17 protein-coding genes and 2 pseudogenes are annotated in these 18,228 nt (G+C 71.6%); 8 read left to right on the top strand and 11 right to left on the bottom strand.

Going from position 1 to position 18,228, the window contains the following annotated elements; translation table 11 throughout:
- The first annotated feature begins 80 nt into the window (after positions 1 to 80).
- A complete protein-coding gene (locus O7610_RS23715) occupies positions 81 to 1,388 on the top strand; it encodes a glycosyltransferase (protein ID WP_281552662.1) in 1,308 nt (435 codons plus the stop codon).
- Here O7610_RS23715 and O7610_RS23720 read toward each other — a convergent pair.
- From O7610_RS23720 to O7610_RS23730, 3 genes are all read right to left on the bottom strand, one after another.
- The gene (locus tag O7610_RS23720; RefSeq protein ID WP_281552663.1) at positions 1,321 to 3,135 is read right to left on the bottom strand and encodes a glycoside hydrolase family 15 protein; all 1,815 of its coding nucleotides are present in this window, start codon (positions 3,133 to 3,135) and stop codon (positions 1,321 to 1,323) included. The two genes, O7610_RS23715 and O7610_RS23720, sit on opposite strands and share 68 nt — an antisense overlap.
- A gap of 65 nt (positions 3,136 to 3,200) precedes the next feature.
- Positions 3,201 to 4,322, bottom strand: coding sequence for a hypothetical protein (locus O7610_RS23725; RefSeq protein WP_289211887.1), 1,122 nt, complete (start codon positions 4,320 to 4,322; stop codon positions 3,201 to 3,203).
- A gap of 2 nt (positions 4,323 to 4,324) precedes the next feature.
- The gene (locus tag O7610_RS23730; RefSeq protein WP_289211888.1) at positions 4,325 to 4,876 is read right to left on the bottom strand and encodes an RNA polymerase sigma factor; all 552 of its coding nucleotides are present in this window, start codon (positions 4,874 to 4,876) and stop codon (positions 4,325 to 4,327) included.
- A 384-nt stretch (positions 4,877 to 5,260) separates the two neighbouring features.
- Here O7610_RS23730 and O7610_RS23735 point away from each other — a divergent pair, with 384 nt between their 5' ends.
- The gene (locus O7610_RS23735) at positions 5,261 to 5,806 is read left to right on the top strand and encodes a peptidase inhibitor family I36 protein (RefSeq protein WP_289211889.1); all 546 of its coding nucleotides are present in this window, start codon (positions 5,261 to 5,263) and stop codon (positions 5,804 to 5,806) included.
- 197 nt (positions 5,807 to 6,003) lie between these two features.
- A complete protein-coding gene (locus O7610_RS23740; protein WP_289211890.1) occupies positions 6,004 to 6,783 on the top strand; it encodes a S1 family peptidase in 780 nt (259 codons plus the stop codon).
- Positions 6,784 to 6,840: 57 nt separating this feature from the next.
- Here the strand turns inward: O7610_RS23740 and O7610_RS23745 are convergent, their stop codons facing one another.
- The 4 genes and pseudogenes from O7610_RS23745 to O7610_RS23760 all read right to left on the bottom strand — a co-directional run.
- Positions 6,841 to 9,393 (bottom strand): SpoIIE family protein phosphatase, encoded by a 2,553-nt coding sequence (locus O7610_RS23745; RefSeq protein ID WP_289211891.1) that lies wholly within the window; start codon positions 9,391 to 9,393, stop codon positions 6,841 to 6,843.
- An 84-nt stretch (positions 9,394 to 9,477) separates the two neighbouring features.
- Complete coding sequence (locus O7610_RS23750) at positions 9,478 to 10,788, bottom strand: low temperature requirement protein A (RefSeq protein WP_289211892.1); 1,311 nt, start codon at positions 10,786 to 10,788, stop codon at positions 9,478 to 9,480.
- Between the two features lie 59 nt (positions 10,789 to 10,847).
- Positions 10,848 to 11,039 carry a phosphatidylethanolamine-binding protein gene (locus tag O7610_RS23755; RefSeq protein WP_289211893.1) on the bottom strand — a complete coding sequence of 64 codons (192 nt, stop codon included), beginning with the start codon at positions 11,037 to 11,039 and terminating at the stop codon, positions 10,848 to 10,850.
- Positions 11,040 to 11,160: 121 nt separating this feature from the next.
- Positions 11,161 to 11,760 (bottom strand): annotated as a pseudogene (locus O7610_RS23760) (pectate lyase-like domain-containing protein); the annotation flags it as partial.
- A gap of 208 nt (positions 11,761 to 11,968) precedes the next feature.
- Here O7610_RS23760 and O7610_RS23765 point away from each other — a divergent pair.
- Complete coding sequence (locus tag O7610_RS23765; protein ID WP_281552671.1) at positions 11,969 to 12,178, top strand: heavy-metal-associated domain-containing protein; 210 nt, start codon at positions 11,969 to 11,971, stop codon at positions 12,176 to 12,178.
- Here the strand turns inward: O7610_RS23765 and O7610_RS23770 are convergent.
- Both O7610_RS23770 and O7610_RS23775 read right to left on the bottom strand, forming a co-directional pair.
- Entirely contained in the window at positions 12,168 to 14,468 is a 2,301-nt protein-coding gene (locus O7610_RS23770; protein ID WP_289211894.1) for a heavy metal translocating P-type ATPase, read from the bottom strand. The genes O7610_RS23765 and O7610_RS23770 overlap by 11 nt on opposite strands.
- An 87-nt stretch (positions 14,469 to 14,555) precedes the next feature.
- On the bottom strand, positions 14,556 to 14,849 hold the full coding sequence (locus O7610_RS23775) for a metal-sensitive transcriptional regulator (RefSeq protein ID WP_278172303.1): 294 nt from the start codon (positions 14,847 to 14,849) through the stop codon (positions 14,556 to 14,558).
- 122 nt (positions 14,850 to 14,971) lie between these two features.
- On the opposite strand from O7610_RS23775, the gene O7610_RS23780 reads away from it, so the two are divergent.
- Together O7610_RS23780 and O7610_RS23785 are read left to right on the top strand one after the other, a co-directional pair.
- Positions 14,972 to 15,562, top strand: a complete 591-nt coding sequence (locus O7610_RS23780) for a redoxin domain-containing protein (RefSeq protein ID WP_281552673.1) — start codon at positions 14,972 to 14,974, stop codon at positions 15,560 to 15,562.
- 22 nt (positions 15,563 to 15,584) lie between these two features.
- Complete coding sequence (locus O7610_RS23785) at positions 15,585 to 16,445, top strand: cytochrome c biogenesis protein CcdA (RefSeq protein ID WP_281552674.1); 861 nt, start codon at positions 15,585 to 15,587, stop codon at positions 16,443 to 16,445.
- A gap of 35 nt (positions 16,446 to 16,480) precedes the next feature.
- Here O7610_RS23785 and O7610_RS23790 read toward each other — a convergent pair whose 3' ends face one another.
- Together O7610_RS23790 and O7610_RS23795 are read right to left on the bottom strand one after the other, a co-directional pair.
- Positions 16,481 to 16,822 (bottom strand): AfsR/SARP family transcriptional regulator, encoded by a 342-nt coding sequence (locus tag O7610_RS23790; RefSeq protein WP_289211895.1) that lies wholly within the window; start codon positions 16,820 to 16,822, stop codon positions 16,481 to 16,483.
- Positions 16,798 to 17,229 carry an AfsR/SARP family transcriptional regulator gene (locus O7610_RS23795; protein ID WP_289211896.1) on the bottom strand — a complete coding sequence of 144 codons (432 nt, stop codon included), beginning with the start codon at positions 17,227 to 17,229 and terminating at the stop codon, positions 16,798 to 16,800. Before O7610_RS23795 ends, O7610_RS23790 begins: the two co-directional genes overlap by 25 nt.
- 43 nt (positions 17,230 to 17,272) lie before the next feature.
- Here O7610_RS23795 and O7610_RS23800 point away from each other — a divergent pair, with 43 nt between their 5' ends.
- Positions 17,273 to 17,410 carry a hypothetical protein gene (locus O7610_RS23800; RefSeq protein ID WP_289211897.1) on the top strand — a complete coding sequence of 46 codons (138 nt, stop codon included), beginning with the start codon at positions 17,273 to 17,275 and terminating at the stop codon, positions 17,408 to 17,410.
- A gap of 50 nt (positions 17,411 to 17,460) precedes the next feature.
- Positions 17,461 to 18,222 (top strand): annotated as a pseudogene (locus tag O7610_RS23805) (beta-ketoacyl [acyl carrier protein] synthase domain-containing protein); the annotation flags it as partial.
- Positions 18,223 to 18,228 lie beyond the last annotated feature (6 nt).

An 18,228-nucleotide genomic window follows, 5' to 3' on the forward strand; every position in this document is an offset into this window, starting at 1 on the left:
CGGGGTGCGCGCCGTCTGGTAGGCGGTTCGGCCCGGTATCCGGGGTGGTTTATCGGGCCGGCCGGCGGGAAAGGTGCGGGATGCCGCGACGACGGGTGCTCGTATTCAGCATCCCCAACGAGGGACACCTCAACATTCTCAAACGGCTGATCCGCCGGCACCGGGCCGAGGACAGCTTCCGCCTGGTGCTCGTCGACCGGCAGACCACCGTGCCCCGGCTGGGTGACCTGGCCGGGTCGACCGTCGCTCTGCCGGGTTGCCGCGAGTTCCGCAACACCCCGGCGGACCGGGTGTTCGACCGGGCGTACCGGTTGTTCGGCGAATGCCTGGCGGTGGCCCGCGCCTACCGTCCCGACCTGGTGCTGTACGACTTCTGCGCGATCGAGGGCGCACTGGTCGCCCGTTGGCTGGGCGTGCCGGCGTGGTGCTCGGTGCCGGGACTGGTCGGGCCGATGACGGACGCCGGATACCTCCGGCACTGTCTGACGGCACCGCCGAACACGGCGGCACTGGACGCTCTGGACCGGCGGTACGGCGTCACGCTCGACCCGGCCACGGTGGAACTCGTCTCGAACTGTCTGCATCTGCCGGCCGAGCAGAACATCCTCTGGTCGTACCGTGCGGTCACGCCGCCCGACTTCCGGGACAACCGCGCGGCGGTCGGCTACCGCTTCGCCGGCTACCTCTCCGACGGCTGGCCGTCCCGGAACCGGCCGGACAGCCAGGACGGCCGGGGCACAGGCCGGCAGCGCCGGGGCACCGGACCGGCCCGGTCGGTCGTCTACCTGTCCTTCGGCACCGAGGTGCTGGACAACCTCTGGTACGCCGAGCCGGAACTGGTCGGCGCGCTGCGTCGGTGCGTCGCGGGTCTGGCCCGGCACTGGTCCTCGCCGGAGGTGACGGTGGTGTTCCCGACCCGGGGCCGCCGTATTCTGGACCGCTACCCGGCGAACTGGGTGATCCGGCACGCCGTCGACCAGCAGCGGGTGCTCAGCCGGGCCGACGTGTTCGTCACCCACGGGGGCAGCAACAGCTTCCACGAGGCGATCCTCACCAGGGTGCCGATGGTCGTCGTGCCGTTCTTCGGCGATCAGCCGCTGGTCGCCCGGCAGGCGGCCCGGCTCGGCATCGGGATCAGCCTCGACGCGGGTGCCTGCACCGGGCGGGACGCCGCGTACCGGTTGTTGGATGTCGGCTGCGCCGACCGAATCGCCGCTGCGGTGTGGCGGATTCTCGACGATCGACGGTACCGGGCGAACCTCGCCGGCCTGAACCTGACGGCGGTGGCCGCACTGGCACCGACGGACGCCAGACGCCCGGTCACCCGACGGGTGGGCCCGGGGGTTGCGACGCCTCCCCGGTCCGGGACAGCGTCCACGCCGCGTTGATCAGGCCGATGTGTGACAGCCCCTGCGGAAAGTTGCCGATCAGGGTGCCGTCGCGGCGGTCCACCTCCTCGGCGAGCAGACCGAGATCGTTCGCGCATCCGGTGGCCGCGTCGAAGACCTGGCGGGCCCGGTCGCGCCGGCCGGCCAACGCGAGGGCCTCGGCCAGCCAGTAGGAGCAGATCAGGAAGGCTCCTTCGTCCTCTCCGCCGGTCCACCGCTGGACCAGGCCGTCGTGGGTCAGGTCCGCCTCGATGGCGTCGATCGTGGCGACCACCCTGTGGTCGGTGCCAGGCAGGAACCCCATGATCGGCATGATCAGGACCCCGGCGTCGAGATGGTCGGAGCCGAACGCGCCGGTGAACGCCTGGCGCCGGTCGCTCCAACCTTCGTCGAGGATCGCCGTGCGGATCTGTTCCCGGGTCCGGTGCCAACGGTCGACGTCGCGCTCGGCGTGCAGCGTCGGTGCCAGCCCGATGGCCCGGTCCAGCGCAACCCAGCACATCAGCTTCGAGGTGAGGTAGTGGCGTTCGCCCTCCCGACCCTCCCAGATCCCGGAGTCCGGCTGGGACCAGGTGCGGCAGGCCCGGTCGGCAAGGCCCCGGAGCAGATGTACGGTGCCCGTCGCCAGGTCGCCGAGCCGGTCGCGCAGGATCCAGGCACCGTGCATCACCTCGCCGAGTACGTCGAGCTGCCGCTGTCGCCAGGCGTCGTTGCCGACCCGTACCGGCGTCGAACCCCGGTAGCCGCGCAGGTGCTCCAGATCGTGCTCGGTCAGATCCCGCTCGCCGCCGACCCCGAACATGATCGGCACCGGCTGGTCGGTGGGCAGCTCACCGACCGAGTCGGCGATCCAGTCGAAGAACCGGTGCGCTTCGTCGGGGCAGGCGGCCACCCACAGCGCCTGCATGGTGAACGCCCCGTCGCGCAGCCAGGCGTACCGGTAGTCCCAGTTCGCGCCGCCGCCGACCTCCTCGGGCAGCGAGCTGGTCGGCGCGGCCACCACCGCACCGGTCGGCTGGTAGGTCAGCGCCTGTAGCACCAGCGCGCTGCGCCGTACCTGTTCCTGGTAGAGCCCCTGGTAGCTGTGGTGCTCGTCGGCCCAGGACCGCCAGCCGGCGACGGTGTCGTCCACGGTGTACCGCTGGTCGTCGGCCGGCGGCGCGGTGTCGTCGGCGCGCAGGTGCCGCAGCGCGAACCGTACGGTCTGTCCGGCGGTGAGGGTGAGCCGGCCGGTGATCCGGTCCACCCCGACGGACAGTTCGGCCGGCAGCGGGTCGCCGGTCAGGATCAGCCGGTCACTGCCGCCGACCAGCTCGATCCGCCCGTCGTCGCCGGTCACCACCGGAACGACCCGGCCGTACTCGGGCCGCACCACCAGGTCGACGTCGACCTGCACGGTGCCGGTCAGGACCTCGACCCGGCGCAGCAGTACGTGCGGCGAGGCGTCGCCGATGCGGTGACCGCGTTCGCCGGGGCCGAGCGCGAGCGCGTCGGTGAGCCGCAGCTCGCCGTCGGCGGTCCGGAAGTCGGTCTGCAGCACCATGGTGTCCGCCAGGTAGCGGCGGGCGGTGCGGTGCCCGTCGACCGGGGAGATGGACCAGTGTCCGGCGTCGGGGTCGAGCAGCCGGGCGAAGACGCTCGGCGCGTCGAACCGGGCCGGGCACCACCAGTCGACGGAGCCGTCCGCGGACAGTAACGCCGCTCCCTGGCAGTCACTCAGGAGCCCGTAGCTGGCAATGTCGGGCATCGTCACCGGGTACCCGCCCGCCGGAGGCTCATGCCGGCCGTTCGGGTCGGATATCCGGTGACGGGTCAGTCGGTCGGTTCGGCGCCGAGTCGACCGACCCGGCCGGAGCGCAGGAACACCAGGTAGTAGGTGACGGTGCCGGCCGCCGCGCGGTCGTCGGCGGGTAGGGCCACCCGCTCGTAGCTGAGTAGCCGGCCGGTGGCGGTGTCGATCACGGCGGTGTCCCGCACCGGGCGGCCGTCCATGTCACCGGTCGCGCTGACCGCGACGCCGGACCGGCCGGCCCGGTCCAGCACCGGACCGTGGGTGACCAGCTCCGCGTCGGCGAGGACGGCCAGGGCGGCGGCCCGCTGGTCCGGGGACAGGTCGTGAAACCGGTAGAGGCCGACGACTGCCCGCAGCGCGGCCTGCGGGCCTTCGTGCATCGGCTGTTCCTCGGCGAGCTGGCCGGCCAGCACCGTCCGGTCGGCGGCGGGATCGGGTACGGCGACACCGAGCGCGCCGGGCGGGTACTCGACCACTTCGGCGGGCCGGTCCGGGTTCGCCGGGTCGATCCGGGTCTCCTGCCCGGACCGGTCGGCGGCCCACCACAGTCGCCGGTCGTACGCTCCGCCGTCCTGCCCGGTGGCGGGATCGTCGCGCCACCAGGCCCGCAGGTGGACGTAGGTGTAGCGGTCGGCGGTGGCCGGCTGGTCCGGCACCGGTTGATCCAGTGCTGGTTGGTCGACTGCTGGTTGGTCGAGTGAGTGGACGTGCCGGGCGATCGCCGCCAACTGGTGGCGGGCCGGGGCGGTGCCCGCGCCTGCGGTCAGCGGCAGGGGCTGTTGCGGGTCGGCGAGGACCGGGTCGGTGGCGTCCGGTCCGGCCGGCCCGGGCTCGCTGTGCGAGCGGACCACTTCGACCCCGACGATTGGCAGCACGACCAGAACGACCGCAGGGACCGCGACCCGCCACAGCCTGGGCCGCCACCGCCTGGACCGCCACAGCTGCGGCCACCACCGCCTGGACCGCCACCGCCAGCGGGTCGATTCCTGCGACGACTGGCGCTGGTGCGCAACGGCTATCAGGTCCGTGACGTCGATCTCGGGTGGCGGCGGAATCCGTCCCTGCCTGGGCAGCAGGGCCCGGACAGCCAGCTGCACCAGCTCGTCGCGGCGGAACTCGTCCTCGACCGGCTCCTGATCCATGGTCAGTCCTTCCCATGTCTGGCCGGGATGCGCCGGGTACGCCGGCCCTGCACCTTGTCCCGTAGCTTGTGCAACGCGCGGCGGGTCCGGTGTAGCGACCGCCGTACCGCTGCCGGGGTCATCCGCAACATGGCGGCGATGTCGGCCGTGCTGACGCCGTAGCTGGTCAGCAGCAGGCACTCCCGGTCCTTGACGCTGAGCCGTCGGCCGAACCGGGCCACGTCCTGACGCAGGACGCTGGCGCCGGGTTCGCCGTCGTTGCTGACCACCAGGGTCAGTGCGGTGGTACGCCGGGCCTGCTGGCTGCGAGGGTCCTTGTCGAGACGTTCCTCGGCCAGTCGTCGGGCCAGCCGGTAGAGCCACGCCCGCGGATGCCGGATCCGGTGACCGTCCCGACGGTGCAGCCAGGCCCGGACGAATGTCTCCTGCAGAAGTGCTTCGGCGACTCTGGTGTCATCGAGGCGCTGAAACAGTACCGTCCACAGCAGCGCATGATGCTGACTCACCTGTTCCCCGAGCCATGCATCGAGTTCTGCCGCATCCTCTGCATCCACAATGCTCCTCGGTGCTCGTTCCGGTGGCGCAGTGGCAATAGGGGGTGCCGGTGCCGGCATCCGCCCTATAAGAGGCGTCAGCGTGCCAGATCGTGCCCGAAGATTTTTGTCGATCATGGTCGATTATTCCAGGATGTGGAACATGAGAAAGCCGCGCTTTGCGTGGTGGTGGTTGCTGGCCGAAAGTTGCAGCTCACTCTGGGCCCAAAAATGTGATTGCTGTTCGTTTATTCACTGACGCGGATATGGCGATCTCGTTGGTTGATTGGCTATCGTCGGCGGTGTCGTGTCGCAAAGTTTCTGACTGAGTACTGCGGGTGACACCGGCACTGCCGGTACACCCAACCCACTACTGGACGCCACCTGGAGCAACTGGAGCCCGCCATGACGCCACCCACCCGGATCCGTCGCCGGACCCCGCGCCTGAGTCGGCGGTTGGCGCCCGCCGTACTGGCCGTCGCCGCACTGGCCACCGGCCTGCAGCCCGGCGTCGCCGCGGCCGGCCCCACCGCCGTCCAGTCCCGGGTGGACGCCTATCTTGCTACCCACCCCGGCGGCAGCCAGATCAGCCAGACCGACATCGCCTACTCCGGCGGGGTGTTCATCGTCAGCGTTGCCCGCCCCGCCGGAATCGCGCCGCTCGCCGGGCCGGACTGCCCGGGTGGCTGGTTCTGCTTCTACGACGGCACCAACTACACCTATCCACGGGGCCGGCTCAGTGACTGCGGATGGCAGGACCTCGGCCACTGGGGGTGGCGCAACCGGACCGAGTCCGTGCACTACAACCTCAACTACGGCAGCACCACGTTCCTCGACGAGACCGGCCCGACCGACACTAAACTCTTCGTGGTCGACACGGCCCGCCGGACCATGCCCGACGTCTCACCGCACCGCAACCGGGCCGACTACGTCTACCGCGCGTGCAGCTGATGCTCCGTGCGGTGACGGGCTGCCGGTGAGCCGGTACCGCCACCCGGGCCGGGCGGGTAGATGTAGGGAAATGTCCATGTCCGATGGCCAGCGGGCCGACCTAGCGTCGAGACGTCCAACGTCCGCTGCCCGCCGGCACCGGTACCGCCCAGCCTTCGACCCGGTCGTCCGGTGCGGCCATCCGACAAGGAACCGCTGTGTCCCGTACCCTCGCCTCCCGCCTGGCCACGGCGGCGCTCACGCTGGCCGTGACGGCCGGCCTCGGCCTGGCCGCCGCCGGGCCGGCCGGCGCCGTCGCCAACGGCAAGGTCGTCCCCGACGGCAGGTACCAGTTCTCGGTGAAGCTGACGATGACCGGGATCCCGACGGCCGACGGCGGCCGCCGCAACAGCGCCTGCTCCGGAGCCCTCATCGATCCGCAGTGGGTGGTCACCGCCGGGCACTGCTTCCGGACCTTCGACGGCGTACGGGTCGACCGCCCGGTCGCCGACCTGACCACCGCGACGGTCGGCCGGGCGGACCTCACCGGCGACGGCGGCCAGGTCGCCACCGTGATCGCGGTACGCCAGTCGCCCACCAACGACCTGGCGCTGGCAAAGCTGGACCAGCCGGTACGCGGCATAAAGCCGATCGCCCTGGCCCACCGGCCGCCGCGGGTCGGTGCTCTCGTCCGGCTAACCGGATACGGCGCCGACACGTCGGTCGACCCGGTGCCGTCGACCGTGCTGCGAACCGGGCTGTTCGCCGTCACCGAGGTCGCCGACTCGACCATCGGCGTGACCGGTCGGTACCCGCACCCGGACACCAGCGCCTGCGCGTACGACTCCGGTGCCCCGTACTTCGTCGAGCGGGGTCGCCGCGGTCCGGCGCTGGTGTCGGTGGAGAGCTTCGGCCCGGACTGCCCGCACTCCGACGTCGAGACGACGTCGCGGGTCGACAACATCACCGACTGGATCCGCCAGGCGATCCGGGGCTGATCCCCGTCCCGGTGGTCGACCACCCGCCCCGGTGGTAGACCACCGGGACGGCACCGGCTACCGGCCGGGCAGGGTGATGGTCACCCGGGTGCCGGCACCGGAGAGGTCGAGCACCAGCCGGCGGGCCATCCTGTTGATCAGATCGAGCCCGCGTCCCCGGTCGGACCCGTCGTGCGAGTGACCCCGCCAATGTCCCCGGTCGGTGACCTCGATCCGGACCTGCTGCCGGTCGAGCAGCATCACCTGCAGTGCGACCGGGCCGCCCGGACGCCCGTGGTAGGCGTGCTCCAACGAGTTGATCAAGGCTTCGTTGCAGGTGGCCAGCAGTGCGTCGGCCTGATCCGGAGTGAGGTCGTTGCCCGCGGACCAGTCCCGCAGTGCCCGGCGCGCGGCGGACAGGTCGGCGGGGGAGGTCAGGGTCAGCCGCAGCACCGGGGAGCCGTCCGTGCCGGTGGGCAGCCCGTCCAGATGTACGCAGGCCACCACCGTGTCGTCGGTGATCACCTGGCCGTCGGTCATCGCGTCCAACAGCCGGTCGCACCAGACCTGTGGCTCGGTGCCGGACAACCCGGCGGCGGCCCGGCCGAGTCGGTCCAACCCGGCGTCGATCACCTGACCACGCCGCTCCACCAGCCCGTCGGAGTACCAGACCAGCATCGCCGAGTCGGGCACCGCGATCTGGGCCTGGGTCCGGGGCTGCGCGGTCAGCCGCAGCGGCAGCGACCGGGCGTCGGTCAGGTAGCGGCTGTCCCCGCCGGCCACCAGCAGCGGCGGCAGATGACCGGCGCAGGCGTAGGTGAGCAGCCGGTCGGTGGGGCTGTACTCGGCGTACCCGACGGTGGCGAAGTCGGCCCCGTCGATCGTCTGGCAGGCGGTGTCCAGCGCCTCCAGCACCTCGACCGGCGACGCACCGGTCTGCGCCACCGAGCGCAGCGACTGCTGCAGCCGGCCCATGGTGATCGCCGACGACAACCCGTGGCCGACGACGTCTCCGACCGCGATACCCACCCGGTTGCCGGGCAGCTCGAACACGTCGTACCAGTCGCCGCCCACGTCGCGGCCGTGCTCCGCCGGCCGGTAGCCCACGGCGGCCGTGACGCCCGGCAGGTCCGGCGAGATCTGCGGCAGCAACGCCCGTTGCAACTGGTGCGCGGCGGCGTGCTCGGACTCGTACATGGCTGCCCGGTCGACGGCCTGGCCAGCGAGTTCGGCGAGGGTACGGGCGATCGAAACCACCTCCGGGGTGATCGCGTCGTCCCGACGAAACGCGAACGCCAGCGCACCGAGGCACCGGTCGCCGACCTTGACCGGCACCGCCAGCAGACTGCGGGTGCCGGTGCGAGCGTGGGCGTCGGCGAGCGCGGGGTAACGAGCGTCCAGCGCCGCCCGGGTCGGCAGTTGGACCGGCCGGCCGGTCCGGACCACGTCGACGACCGGCAACCGGTCCGACCCGTCGAGCGGGAACGTGGCGAAGCCTCCGGCGACCTGGTCCGCGAGGGCCGCCGTCGGCCAGCTTCGGACCGAGCCGCCGGCCAGATCGGTGAGCGCGACCGCGCCGTGGTCGGCGACCAGGCCGACGCCCCGGTCGACCAGCACCCGGATCACCTGGTCGGACGTCGCGGAGGTGGCCAGCCCGGCGGTGACGTCCTGCAGCGCCTGCAACCGGCGGCGGGCAGCCACCTCACGACGCGACTCGGCCTGCGCCCGGTCCCGTTGCGCCACCGCGATCGCCAGCGCCCAGGCGCCGAGCACCACCACCGCCAGGTAGATCTGCAGCGACGCCGCCTCCAGCCGGGGCTGCCCGGCCAGCACCGACCACGGCCCGTGCCCGGCGGCGCTGAGCAGATTCGCGGCGAACGCCATCACGAATCCGGCGGCCCCGACGGTCGCCACCCGGCCCAGGAAGCCGACCGCGAGCAGCACCGGCACCGGCAGGTAGGACAGCGGCACCTCCCGGGGCCAGAAACCGATGACGGTCAACGCCCCGGTGCCGGCCAACGCCGTACCGCCCCGGACCAGCTGCCAGGGTCGGACCCGGCCGCGGATCGCGTCTAGGCCGACCAGGGCGGCGCCGAGGGTGAGCACCGCGAGCCCGTCGCCGGCCCAGAACCGGCCCAACGCCGGCCACCAGGCGCCACCGGTGCCGACCGCGCTGGTCGTGGCCCCGATCACCGCGCCGACCAACGGGCCGATGCCCACCGGGTAGAGCAGGAACGCCGCCGCGTCGCGGTACCGGGTCAGGTCGATCCGGCCCGGCCGCAGCCATCGCAGCCCGGCGGCACCGACCAGCGGTTCGGCGACGTTGGTGAGGGCGAAGCCGAGTGCGACCGGCGGGCCGATCCCCTGCCACAGGTCGATGCCGAACTCGGTGAGACCGACGGCACCGAGGATCCACGGCCAGTGTCGGCGGCGGGCCAGCACCAGCGCGCCGAGGGTCACCCCGGCCGGCGGAAAGAACACCGCGCCGACGGCCGAGGCGTGGAACAGCAGCCAGGCGCAGCCGGAGCCGAGTGCGTACGCGGCAGCGACGCAGAGCGCGATCAGCGCCGACCGGCCCAGCCGCCCGGTCCGGTGTCGCCAGCGTGCCGGCTCGCCGGCGACCTGTGTCAAAGCTGTCATCCTCCCCGGCCACGCACCAGGAGGACTACCTGGTTGCGCATCAGACGATAATGACAGCGTCGGGTGCCGTACGGCTCACAGGTGCCGTCGGCGCCAGTTGGTCTCCTCGCTCTCCAACGCCTGCTGTTGAGCGAGCTGGCTGCCGCGTAGCGACCGGCGATGGCTGCCGCCGCGTAGGTTGTCCACCGCGGCCGCGGCGACGGCGATCAGGCTGAGCAGGGCGAGCGCGGCGAGCGGCGGCATGAACGGGGCCATCGGCAGCAGCGCGGTGATGACCAGGACGGGCAACGCGCCGAGCGGATCCACGGATCGGACCGTCCGCGCCTGGAATGCGAGCAGGGCCAGCAGGTAGAGCACGACGCCGCCGTACAGCACCCACAGGTGGACCGGATCGAGCACCGCCCTTTCCTGGTCGCCGGTGTCACTGGCCAGGTAGGCGAGGACCTGTTTGGCGCCCAGGGACAGCAGAATGATCCCGAGGACCATCGGGAAGTGCAGCAGGGTGTACGCGTCGCGGGCCAGTCGGAGCCGGGCGGTGCCCTGGGTGCGGTGCAGCACATGTTCGGCCGCGATCGAGCGGGAGTCGAAGTACCACCACCAGAGGGCGCAGATCAGCGCGATGCCGAGCACCACGCCTGCGACCAGGGGCAACGTCAACGGTGTTCCTGCCAGAAGTTCGGCGCCGATGCCGATCGAGATGACCGACTCGCCGAGAGCGATCAGCACGATTTGGGCGTGTCGTTCCGCCCAATGCCCGGCCGAGACGACGGCGAGGGCCTTGGTCCGGATCACCACCGCGTAGGCGATGGCGACGGCAAGTCCCCACAACGCGACAAAGGCAGCTATCCGGGCATTGCCGGTGAACTGTCGCGGCAGGAGCGCGGCCACCACCAGCAACCCGCAACTGAGGAGCAGCGCCGGTGCGCTTCGCCACCACATCTCACGCAACGAAGGGTGGTTTCGCGCGGCATGCCGCAGCGCCACCATCTCCAACGCCCAGATGATGAAATAGCAGGCCGGGAACACGAGTTGCCCGGGGATCGAGAGCGGCGCGGACGACGACGGCACCGCGACGTCGTCCTCGGTGCCGGGCAAGGTCGCGACGGAGACGAAGACCGCCGCCATGATCGCGAAACCGATGATCGGCATGATGCCCTGGTCGGCCCGCAGGTTGTTGCCGAGTACGGCGAACCGCGACCAGGCCAGCCAGAGCGCGGCGAGCAGCAGGATGACGCCCAACAGGATCAGGGCGTCGAGGTCCTCGACGGCCAGCGTGTTCAGGTGGATGAAGGCGAAGACGAAGACCAGGTCGAAGAAGAGCTCCAACCGGGTCACCTTGGCACCGGGCGCCGCCGGCTGGACCCGGGACCGCCCTGCGTCACTCACCCCACCATGATGCGGAGCTGACCGAATCTCATGGCATCTTTCGACCTATTTCATGACGATCATCGTTCACCTTTCGGGCCGAGACCCCGTTCGGTGCGCAGCACGCCCTGGCGGTCGGCCTGCTCCTGCAGGATCTCGTTGGCGAGCTCGTCGGCACCCGCGTCGTTGGCCGTACCCGAGTTCTCGAGATCCTTACGCAGCCGGGCGCGCTGGTTGTCGTATCCCTTGCTGCCTGGTCGTTTCCCGGACATCGTGCCTCCTCGTGGTGACCTGTCCGATTCGTGTGACCGGTCGACTCGTGTGACGGTCCGACCGGGCGGGTACCCGGGATCGCCACGGCTATCCGTCGGCCGGCCCCGGGTACCCGACCCGTCACGGCTCCGGGAACTCGACCAGGTAGACCGGCGCGCCGGCCCGGGTCGTGTCGGCCGCCTCACCGACCCCGTTGACCACGTGGTCGATGGCGCCCGCGCTCAGGTTTACGGTCATGATGTGCCGCAGCCGTACGCCCGGACGGTGCGGCACCTCGAAGCCGTTGCGGGTGCGGATCGACGGGTCGTTCTGGTTGAACACGTACACCCCGCCGCCGTACAGCTGGTGGTGCCGCACGTGGTCGGCGACCTTGTAGCCGGCCCAGCCGGGGGTGTCGCCGTTCATCCAGTCGGCCTGGGTGGGCGGGTCGTACGGCAGCTCGTTCTGGTACAGGACCGTGGTGCCGTGGTCGCCGTTCCAGACCGTGTTGTACCGCTGGAAGTGCTCGACGAACAGTCCGGTCGCGGTCACGTGGTCGCCGTTGACCACGACGCCGTACCGTCCGGTGTTGGTGTGCCAGCGGTCGGTGTCGCCGTTGACGCCCTCGGTGAACCCTTCGACTCCGTGATCGGCCCGCCACACCCAGGTGTGGTCGATCAGCACGTGGTCGCTGTTGATCTGCAACGCGGTGTCGGTCCGGCCGATGTGCGGGCCGCCGAGCGTGAGAGCGCTCTCTCGGTGTCGCCCGCCGGCACCTACCGGTGCCGTCGGGGAATCATCTGTTTCTACCCGCTGGATCGGTCTTTGGCTATGGGGTGCTGGCCGGTCGCCGGCCGACGACGGTGCCGGATCCGGCGAAATACGCATTCCCGGTAGGGGTAGGCTCAGCGGTCGAGTCGGATCGCAACGAGTCGCGAGGGAGAGACAGATGGCGGTCAGCACCTACACCGTGCAGGGGATGACCTGCAGCCACTGCGTCGGTTCGGTGTCCACCGAGATCGGCGGGATCGCCGGGGTCACCGAGGTGGACGTCGACCTGGCCACCGGCAGGGTCACCGTCACCAGCGAACAGCCGGTCAGCGACCAGGCGGTGGCCGCCGCCGTCGAGGAGGCCGGCTACGAGCTGGTCACCGGCTGAGCACCACCGGCCGGAACCGGCGCAGCCGCAGACTGTTGGCGACCACGAACGCCGAGGACATCGCCATCGCCGCACCCGCGATCATCGGGTTGAGCAGGCCCGCCGCCGCCAACGGCAGCGCCGCGACGTTGTAGGCGAACGCCCAGAACAGGTTGCCCTGGATCGTCCGCAGGGTGCGGCGGGACAGCCGGACGGCGTCCACGGCGGCGGTCAGGTCGCCCCTTACCAGGGTGAGATCGGCGGCCTCAATGGCGGCGTCGGTGCCGGTCCCCATCGCCAGGCCGAGATCGGCCTGGGCCAGGGCGGCGGCGTCGTTCACCCCGTCACCGACCATCGCGACCACCCGACCATCGGCCTGCAACCGCTTGACCGCGTCCACCTTGTCGGCGGGCAACACCCCGGCGATCACCTCGTCGACCCCGACCTCGGCGGCGACCGCCCGGGCGACGGTGGCGTTGTCCCCGGTGAGCAGGACCGGGGTCAGACCGAGCCGCCGCAGCGCGTCGATCGCCGGCCGGCTGGTCGGCTTGACCCGGTCAGCGACGGCCAGCACGCCCCGGGCCCGACCGTCCCAGCCGACCATGACCGCGGTCCGGCCGGCGGCCTCGGCGGCGGTCAATCTGCCGGCCAGCGCCGCGTCCACGGTCAGGCCCTCGTCAGTCAGCAGCGCCGGCCGACCGACCAGCACGGTACGCCCGCCGACGGTGCCGCGTACACCCAGTCCGTGCCGGCCGGCGAAGTCGGTCACCGCCGGCAGCGGCCCGACCCGCTCGGTGGCGGCCCCGGCGATCGCCCGGCCGATCGGGTGCTCCGACCCGGCCTCGACCGCGCCGGCAAGCCGGAGCAGTTCGTCGGGATCCGGGTCGGCGCCGTCGACCAGCACGTCGACCAGCGTCATGGTGCCGGTGGTGACCGTGCCGGTCTTGTCCAGTAGCACGGTGTCCACCCGACGGGTGGACTCCAGCACCTCCGGGCCTCTGATCAGCACGCCGAGCTGGGCGCCGCGTCCGGTGCCGACCAGCAGCGCCGTCGGGGTGGCCAGGCCGAGCGCGCACGGGCAGGCGATGATCAGTACGGCGACCGCTGCGGTGAACGCCACCGCGACGCCCGTCCCGGTGGCGAGCCAGTAGCCGAGGGTGCCGACGGCGAGCGCGATGACGATCGGCACGAAGACACCGGAGATCCGGTCGGCCAGCCGCTGCGCCGCTGCCTTTCCGGTCTGCGCCTGCTCCACCAGCCGGACCATCTGGGCGAGCTGAGTTTCGGCACCGACCCGGGTGGCCGTCACCATCAGCCGGCCACCGGCATTGACGGTGGCGCCGACCACCGGGTCGCCGGGAGCGACCTCGATCGGCACGGACTCACCGGTGACCATGCTGGCGTCGACCGCCGAGGACCCCTCGGTCACCACGCCGTCGGTGGCGATCTTCTCGCCGGGCCGGACGACGAACCGGTCACCCACCGCGAGCTGATCGACCGGAATCCGGGTCTCCGCGCCGTCGCGCAGCACGGCGACATCCCGCGCGCCCAGCTCGAGCAGGGCCCGCAGCGCCGCACCGGCGCGGCGCTTGGCGCGGCTTTCGAAGTATCGGCCGAGCAGGATGAACACGGTCACCCCGGCGGCGACCTCCAGGTAGATGTTGGCGGCGGCTGTGCCGTGACCGATGGACAGGCTGAACGGGTGGGTCACGCCGAGGGTGCCGGCGGTGCCGAAGAACAGCGCCCACAGCGACCAGCCGAGGGCGGCGAGGGTCCCCATCGAGACCAGGGTGTCCATGGTCGCCGCGCCGTGCCGCAGATTCGTCCACGCGGCGCGGTGCAACGGCAAGCCGCCGTAGAGCACCACCGGGACGGCCAGCACCAGACTGACCCACTGCCAGTAGGTGAACTGCCAGGCGGGCACCATCGCCAGGACGACCACCGGCACGCTGAGCACCAGCGCGACCCGGAGCCGGGTACGCAGCGAGCGGAGGTCGTCGGAGACGGCCGGCCGCTCGTCGCCCGCCGAACCGTCGGAAAGCGCTGCGCCGCGGGCATCCTGCGGCGGAGCGGGCAGCTGGGCGGTGTAGCCGGTACGGCGTACGACGTCGATCAGCTCGTCGGCGGTCACGGCCGGATCCTCGACGGTGACGCTGGCCTTCTCGGTGGCGAAGTTCACCGTCGCGGTCACCCCGTCGATCCGGTTGAGCTTCTTCTCGATCCGAGCCGCGCAGGACGAGCAGGTCATCCCACCGATGCTCAACTCGATCCGGGTCGCCGTCTTGGGCCGGCCCGGTGCGGTGCTGCTCATGCCGTCCTCCTCGCCTGCGGTGATGGCGGGACCCACCATACCCCTAGGGGGTAGATCGTCACGGGTCGGGCAGTGGGTGTGACAAGGTCAGCCGCGCTTCATCAGCCGACCGACCGCCGCCATCATCTCGGCGGCCATCTCGTCCGCGCGGCCCTCGGCGGAACCCTCCTGCATGCAGTGCCGGGCGTGTCCGTCCAACAGGCCGAGAGCGACCTTGTCCAGAGCCGCCTGGATGGCGGAGATCTGGGTCAGCACGTCGATGCAGTACCGGTCGTCGTCGACCATCCGCTCGATCCCGCGGACCTGCCCCTCGATGCGGCGCAGCCGGGCCTGGAGCTGGTCCTTGGACGCGGTGTAGCCGCGGGTGGTCTGGCTGGTCATCCTCGTAGGCTAGCAACCCCCAGGGGGTATATGCGAGGAAACCGCCGTCGGGCAGGTACGGTTGCCGGACATCGTCGGACGTCGGATACCGGGACGGAGCAGACATCATGCGGGTGCGGTCGATGATCATCAGCCTTGTCGTCGCCGGCTCGGTGGCGTTGGCCGGCTGCGGCACTTCGGCTGACGGTGACGGCACGCCACCCCCGTCCGGCGGGGACACAACCGGTGCCGGCACGCCAGCCGGGGACACCGACCCCGAAACCGGTGCAGACACCGACAATGGTGCCGGCACCGACGGTGGCGGTGTCAGCGCCAGCTATGCCTTCACCGCAGACACCCTGGCCGGCGACACTTTCGACGGGCGCAGCCTGGCCGGCAAACCGGCGGTGCTGTGGTTCTGGGCACCGTGGTGTCCCACCTGCCTCGGCCAGGCCGCCCGGGTCAACTCACTGGCCGCCGACTACGCCGACACCGCCGGTGTGGTCGGCGTGGCCGGGCTCGACGGGGTGCCGGCCATGCACGAGTTCGTCGAGCTGGCCGAGCTGTCCGGCTTTCCGCAACTGGCCGACGAGCAGGGCGCGGTGTGGCGGCACTTCGAGATCACCGCGCAGAGCACCTTCGTCGTCCTCGACGTCGATGGCGAAGTCGTCGACAAGGGACATGTCGACGTCGACTCGCTGCCCGGCATGCTCGACCGGCTGATCGCCGGCTAGCCGACCTCCGCCACCCGATCCGATGACCGACGCACCGCTCGCGCTCGCCCTGGCGGCAGGCACCCTCGCCGCCGTCAACCCGTGTGGGTTCGCGCTGCTGCCCGCGTACCTGTCCTTCCTGGTGAGTGGCGACGCCGCGGCCGGCACCGGTCGGAGTGCCGCCGTCGGTCGGGCACTGACCACGACGGCCGCGATGACCGCCGGATTCGTCGTCGTCTTCGGGGTGTTCGGCCTGGTCGTGGCCCCGGCAGCCGGGGCAGTGCAGCGCCACCTGCCGTGGCTGACCATCGGCATCGGGCTGCTGCTCATCGGGCTCGGCGGGGTGCTGCTCGCCGGCCGGCAGCTGCCCGGCATCGGCATGGTGCCGTCCCGCGCCCCGGCCACCAGTCGGTCCGTACTGTCCATGGTGGTTTTCGGGATGGCCTACGCCGCCGCGTCGCTGTCCTGCACGATCGCTCCGTTCCTGGCGATCGTGGCGGCCAGCTTCCGCGCCGGCTCGGTCGCGTCCGGGGTGGCCCTGTTCGTGGCGTACGCCGCCGGGATGGGGCTGACCGTCGCGGTCGCAGCCGTCACCGTCGCGCTGGCCCGCGACGGGCTGCTGCGCCGGGTCCGCCGCGCGGCCCCGCTGCTGTCCCGCGTCGGCGGCGCGTTGCTGGTGGCTGCCGGCGGCTACGTCGCCTGGTACGGCTGGTACGAGATCCGGCTGCTGCGCGGCGGGTCGGGCGGGGACCCGCTGATCGACGGCGCCGGCATGGTCCAGCGGTGGCTGGCCGCCACGCTCGATCAGGCCGGGGCGGCCGTCCTGGCCACGGTCCTGGTCGTGCTACTGGCCGGTGCCGGCCTGCTCAGGCTGGCCCGGTCCCGTCATCGGGGCCGCAGGTAGCCCTCCGTCGGAGTTTCGACACATACGGGTCGGAGTCAGGACGCGTGCAGGTACGACGGGTCGTCGAGCCATTCCCGACGGTCCAGGATCGCCCGGTGCAGCCGCTGCACCAGCAGGTTCGGTTCCAGGCCAAGACCGTCGACGAGGTTGGTCCGCAGCAGGTTGTAGACCATCAGCGACTCGGCGGTCCGGCCACCTCGGTACAGGGCGAGCATGAGCAGGTAATGCAGCCGTTCGGACATCGGGTACTCACCAACTGACCGGTAGAGATCAGCGACGACGTGTCCGTGCCGGCGCAGGACGAGCGCGGTCTCGAAGTAGCGTTCCTGGATGGCGACCCGCCGCTCAGTGATCACGTGCGCGGTCGCGGCAAGCACCGGCAGGTCCCGCAGGTCGGCGATCTGAGGGGTGGGCCCTGCCACAGGGCGAGCGCCTCGCCGAGCAGGGCGGCGCTGCCGGGCAGGTCGCCGATCGACTCCGCCTGCTGGGCGCGGATGGTCAGCTCGTCGAACGTCCGCAGGTCGAAGGCGTACCGGTTCAGGTTGAGCAGGTAGCCGGGTGGGCGGGTGGCGAGATCGTCGGACGCCGACCCGGCCGCCTTGAGACGCTGACGCAACCGGCAGACATAGACGTGCAGCGCGGTGAGCGCGGTGCGTGGTGGGTCGCCGGCCCAGATGGCATCGATCAGATGGTCGGTGGAGACGGTCCGGCCTGAGCGTACCGCCAGGTACGCGCGGCAGCTCAAGTTGCGGACCGAGCGGCTCTTCGCGCCGCTGACCGACATCTGGCAACTGTTCTCGCCAGTGCACCGGCCAGAGGAGGTCGACGTGCCGCTGCTGGTGATGCACGACTCCGCCGACCGGGAGATCGCCGTGCGGCGCGCGCACCGGCTGGCCGCCGCCTACCCAGCGGCCCGGATGGTGATCAATCACCGAAGGGCTCGGCCACCGGCGCATCCTGCGTGACCAGACGGTGATCTCGACCGTGTTGGACTTTCTCACCAGTCGAGCAAACCGTGACACCCCACAATGACCCGCCCGCCGGGCCGCCTGCGCCGATCGCCGTCGTCGGAATGTCCTGCCGGCTGCCCGGCGCCGACGGCATCGCCGAGTTCTGGGCCCTGCTGCGGCGCGGCGGCACCGCGTTCAGCGGGGTACCCGAGGTACGCCGCCGCGACTGGCCGCCGGACGCGCTGCCGCCGGCCGACGTCGGCACCGATCCGCAGGGCGGCTTCCTGAGCTGGGTCGACCAGTTCGACGCGGCCTTCTTTGGCATGTCGCCCCGGGAGGCCGCCGCCCTGGACCCGCAACACCGGCTGACGCTGGAGCTGGCCTGGGAGGCGCTGGAGGACAGCGGCCAGCCACGGCAGCGGTGGGCCGGCAGGCGGGCCGGGGTGTTCGTCGGGGCGATCGCCGACGACTATGCGGCCCTGGTGCACCGGGCCGGGCCGGCGGCGGTCGACCGGCACACCTTCACGGGCCTGCAACGAGGGCTGATCGCCAACCGGGTGTCCCGCCTGCTCGGCCTGACCGGCCCGAGCCTGACCGTCGACGCCGGCCAGTGTTCGTCCCTGCTCGCGGTGCACCTTGCCTGCGAACAGCTGTGGGCCGGCGATGTCGATCTCGCGCTCGCCGGCGGGGTGCATCTCAACCTGGCCCCCGACGGCTGGCTGGCGGCCGCCCGGTTCGGCGTGCTGGCCCGCAGCGGCGCCAGCGTCCCGTTCGACACCGCCGCCGACGGGTTCCGCCGCGGCGAGGGCGGCGGGCTCGTCGTGCTCAAGCCG

The sequence above is a fragment of the Solwaraspora sp. WMMA2065 genome, from assembly GCF_030345075.1.
GTDB lineage: Bacteria > Actinomycetota > Actinomycetes > Mycobacteriales > Micromonosporaceae > Micromonospora_E.

Bases quoted from the DNA above. Each gene is read 5' to 3' on its own strand.
- O7610_RS23725 (WP_289211887.1), bottom strand. From the start codon at position 4,322: ATGGATCAGGAGCCGGTCGAGGACGAGTTCCGCCGCGACGAGCTGGTG.
- O7610_RS23780 (WP_281552673.1), top strand. From the start codon at position 14,972: ATGATCATCAGCCTTGTCGTCGCCGGCTCGGTGGCGTTGGCCGGCTGC.
- O7610_RS23765 (WP_281552671.1), top strand. From the start codon at position 11,969: ATGGCGGTCAGCACCTACACCGTGCAGGGGATGACCTGCAGCCACTGC.
- O7610_RS23735 (WP_289211889.1), top strand. From the start codon at position 5,261: ATGACGCCACCCACCCGGATCCGTCGCCGGACCCCGCGCCTGAGTCGG.
- O7610_RS23770 (WP_289211894.1), bottom strand. From the start codon at position 14,468: ATGAGCAGCACCGCACCGGGCCGGCCCAAGACGGCGACCCGGATCGAG.
- O7610_RS23715 (WP_281552662.1), top strand. From the start codon at position 81: ATGCCGCGACGACGGGTGCTCGTATTCAGCATCCCCAACGAGGGACAC.
- O7610_RS23755 (WP_289211893.1), bottom strand. From the start codon at position 11,039: ATGTCCGGGAAACGACCAGGCAGCAAGGGATACGACAACCAGCGCGCC.
- O7610_RS23795 (WP_289211896.1), bottom strand. From the start codon at position 17,229: ATGTCGGTCAGCGGCGCGAAGAGCCGCTCGGTCCGCAACTTGAGCTGC.
- O7610_RS23785 (WP_281552674.1), top strand. From the start codon at position 15,585: ATGACCGACGCACCGCTCGCGCTCGCCCTGGCGGCAGGCACCCTCGCC.
- O7610_RS23775 (WP_278172303.1), bottom strand. From the start codon at position 14,849: ATGACCAGCCAGACCACCCGCGGCTACACCGCGTCCAAGGACCAGCTC.
- O7610_RS23720 (WP_281552663.1), bottom strand. From the start codon at position 3,135: ATGCCCGACATTGCCAGCTACGGGCTCCTGAGTGACTGCCAGGGAGCG.